Raw genomic sequence first — 3641 nt, forward strand, 5'->3', positions numbered from 1 at the left:
CGGATAGTGACGCCCTCGGCTTCGATCTCGATGCCCCCGATATCCGGCTTGGCCTTGCGTCGCGCTGTCTTGCGCTCATGGCCAACAGCCACGGCCGGTACCAAGGCGTCTACCACCGCCGGTACAACGGTGGATCGTCAGCCATCGGCGTCGGCAAAGCATGGTGGCACCATCATTCACCAACGCTCCGGTGGTGGTAAGAACTTTGCCACCAGGGCAACGATAGATGTCCCCAGCATGGTCATAGGTGAAATCGTCGCGCGAGAAGATACCGTCTGTGCGGGCCGACTTGTCGAAGACTGTAACGTGCGGCTCGATGCCGTACTCATAGACCAGCCAAGCGAGCATCTCGGCCGAGCCATAGCCGCTGTCACCGAGTAGCCGGCTCGGATAGAGATCAAACCGCTCCAGCGAGCGCTCAATCATGCGCTTAGCGGCCAATACCTCGGCCTGCCGGATTGCCGTCGTTGCCTCAACATCGACGATGATCGCGTTCTCAATGTCGATCAGGTCAGTTGGTCGAATAGGCGAAAAAGGCTTGGCCGCCGTGCGCCCCTGTCCAGCGCGCCGCCGGGTCGGAGGGCGACACGAACTTCGGAGTGACCTCGGTCGCTGCTCCGAAAGCGGCATCATCGAGGACAGCCAGATACTCATCGACTGCTCGGCCGGCGGCCTCCGGCGGAAGTCCCTTGTCACCTTCAATCCCCTTCTGCCGGTTGGCATCGGCCTTGATAAGGCTCGCATCGACTGCAAATCCCTCACCGCCGACCAGTCGCTCCTCGATGCAACGGCGCAACACGCTCTCGAACACGCGACGGAAGAGGTCGCTCTGTCGGAAGCGGCCATGCCTGTTCTTGGAGAATGTCGAATGATCCGGCACCGCCCCTTCCAGACCGAGCCGGCAGAACCACCGGTAGGCCAAATTGAGGTGAACCTCATCGCACAGGCGCCGCTCTGACCGGATACCGAAGCAGTAGCCGATCAGGAGCATCCGGATCATCAGCTCGGGATCTATCGAAGGCCGGCCGATGTTGCTGTAGAAAGGCGCCAAGTCTTGCCTGATCTCTTGCAGATCGACAAACCTGTCGACCGATCTCAAGAGATGGTCGGAGGGAATATGCTTCTCGAGCGAAAACTCATAGAACAACGCAGCCTGTTCGACTTGCCGATGCCCCATCATGATCTTCAGTCCTGCCAATTAGACAGACTGAATCACTGCTATCCTTGAGTCGCAACTGCCGCCTTTTTCAACAGAATCGGCCACAAGCGGGAATGCCAAATGAGCAGCTCAAGCCTCGCCGCCCGAGGACGGGTGCGGTCCACTCCCCTCAGGAGATCGAGCGCCAACGCTCTTGGCTCATCCGCAGTTCAAACTCCAGCTGGTACTTTTGGGCTTTTCGGATCGCATCGCGGCGTTCTTGGCGAAGCCGGATCGAGGTATCGATCGCTCGTTGCGCTCGATCGAAGAGTTCTAGCGTTTCACTGCTGAAGGGCTGGGCCATGATGATCGCTCCCGTCTAGGCGGGAGCGCAAATCATCTCTCAGGCACCGACGCCTACGGACAAGCCTTTGGCCGGCGATAATGGGTAGTGCGCCACATCTGGAGGAACTGCAACCGAATACGCACTCCTCGGGAGCGAGCATTCGATGCATCAGGTGCGTTTGCCCAGCGACAGATTGCGAGACTCGTGTGCTGAGAGCGGCGAGCGGAGCTTCTTGCGGCTGAGGGCTAATCTTAGTCTCTCCCTCAAGAGACGGATTTCGTCATATTGCTTTTCGATCTCTGGATCGATACGCAGCCGTTCTAATTGCTGCTCGTGCAGTTTCGACAATGCTGCAATATACGAACTTTGGATGGGCGGGACACGCATGATGACCCTTAATAGAATGCGAGAAAAGCCTCTCAAAACACTTTGGCGAAGCACAACTTAGAAAGAAATTTAGGGCTATACCCTTTCTGACAATGCGGGCTCGCTGACAAAGTTCGGCCGTTGCGGCTTTATGACGCCTTCGGGCTGCTCCCCCGGCCTTCAGGCAGCTTCTGGCGGAGCTCCCTGATCAATTCGCGGAGGTCCGCGGCATACTCGTGGGAATAACCGTGTCACCCGATGCACTCTTGCGCGAATTGGATGTCGGCTCTGAGCTTTGGAGCGTATCTCTGGTCTGCGAGAATTCGCAGCAGTCGGCTTTGGTGCGAAATTCCTCGGCGCGCATCCGCCAGTACTTCGCTGAGTGCATTCGTTCGATACCCATGGCCAAGCCCTCGACTGGACCGTTGAGTTGCCGTACGCGGTAGAATTCGGCCAGTACAACCGCTGCATTAACTGGCGTAAAGATACATCTGCCGGATGCAGCGGGCGGCTTTTCCTCAAATGAAAAGCCCACCGACCTCGGAGCCGGCGAGCCTGTCTCAATGCCCTACCGCAGTACTCGTTACCGGTCCGCGATGGTCAATCGTACCGCGCCTACCCGTTCACGCCGGGTTACCGCCCAGCCGCTCCCCGTCGCGCGTTCGATGGGGGAAGTGTCTAGCTTTGCTCGATCTTGCGTGCGGCCAATTCCTGGCCCAGCTCCTTCAAGCGAACGAGTAGATTTTCAACGATCTCCATGCAGTCGGAATGCCTCAACGAGTGCACGCCACGCCCGCCAGTTCGCGCTCCAATATTGTCGCCACTATGCTTTGGATGCTCACAAATCGTTCCCCGGAAAGCATTGCGCCGTCAGATGCGGCTCAACAAAGAATTGGGTTCGCTCAAGGGAAAGGCCGCAGCGTGGTTCCAGCCCCCACTGCGGCCGTCCCGGGCAACTACAAATAGCTTGGTACTCAAATCTCGCCGGTGTTCCGACAGTAGAACACCCCGTTCCGAAAATGGACTCCGGATAACTACCGGTGGCGCCTTGTCACACTAGAGCGAGACATGGCACGGCTTGCTTTCCAGCCCAATGCTCTCGGCAGCCGATCCAATTGCGGATCAGAGCGCCGGGACCGCTAGGCCCGCCAGCGTCAACCGGGGGAACGAGGCCGCCCACTGGCGGCCCCTCGATCGGGCTCTCTAGCAGCCGCAGGACTGCCACGGTGCGCCGGGGCTGCCGCGGGTAACGGCTCAGAGAGTGGCACGCTGGTTCTTTGAATTTCTACGACAGCCCCAAATCATGCACTTAGTGCGTGAGCTTTGAAGGACTGCTATGAGCAAGGCTTCAACATGGGAAGGCCTGCTGTAGTTCGGACCCTAACGGTCACAATCGACGTGTTGCGCATCACGGGACATATTTCATTGCAATCGGCGCTTGGAAGTAAGGCAACCCACGTGGGAGCGTACCGCCAGAAATGACGGCCAAGCTGCTCCTGTCTGAACTCGTTCGCACCCGCGCTAGGGCAACGCACTAAGATCAGAACCAGCTGCGGTTATTTTGGAAGCACGCCTGCGGCGCGCCCATGGGGCATGACTGCATCGAGACGTCTGCAAAATCCGAGGTGGTGACGGTCTGCTCGTGGCAATTAGCCGGAGAGGAGAGATTGCAGAGCACGGCGATGATCTTGATCACGATTGGAGAGCCCCATTGCTGCGAGGGGCATTTGCCCGGATGATCTTGATGGCCTTGGCCACGGTGCGCGGATGCAGGCCGAGCGCGTGGATCAC

Annotated in this window: 3 protein-coding genes and 1 pseudogene; all 4 read right to left on the reverse strand. The window is 58.6% G+C overall.

Annotation, left to right across the window (positions count from 1 at the left end):
• Nucleotides 1-198: 198 nt before the first annotated feature.
• Nucleotides 199-1180: pseudogene (locus B5V03_RS35080) on the reverse strand (transposase); the annotation flags it as partial.
• 148 nt (nucleotides 1181-1328) lie between these two features.
• Nucleotides 1329-1502: a hypothetical protein gene (locus tag B5V03_RS41840; protein ID WP_164988493.1), complete on the reverse strand. Its 174-nt coding sequence runs from the start codon at nucleotides 1500-1502 to the stop codon at nucleotides 1329-1331.
• Nucleotides 1503-1652: 150 nt separating this feature from the next.
• Nucleotides 1653-1871 (reverse strand): hypothetical protein, encoded by a 219-nt coding sequence (locus B5V03_RS35085; RefSeq protein ID WP_129274961.1) that lies wholly within the window; start codon nucleotides 1869-1871, stop codon nucleotides 1653-1655.
• A 1519-nt stretch (nucleotides 1872-3390) separates the two neighbouring features.
• Nucleotides 3391-3546: a hypothetical protein gene (locus B5V03_RS41845; RefSeq protein WP_164988494.1), complete on the reverse strand. Its 156-nt coding sequence runs from the start codon at nucleotides 3544-3546 to the stop codon at nucleotides 3391-3393.
• Between the last annotated feature and the right edge of the window lie 95 nt (nucleotides 3547-3641).

The sequence above is a fragment of the Bradyrhizobium betae genome (assembly GCF_004123905.1).
GTDB lineage: Bacteria > Pseudomonadota > Alphaproteobacteria > Rhizobiales > Xanthobacteraceae > Bradyrhizobium > Bradyrhizobium betae_A.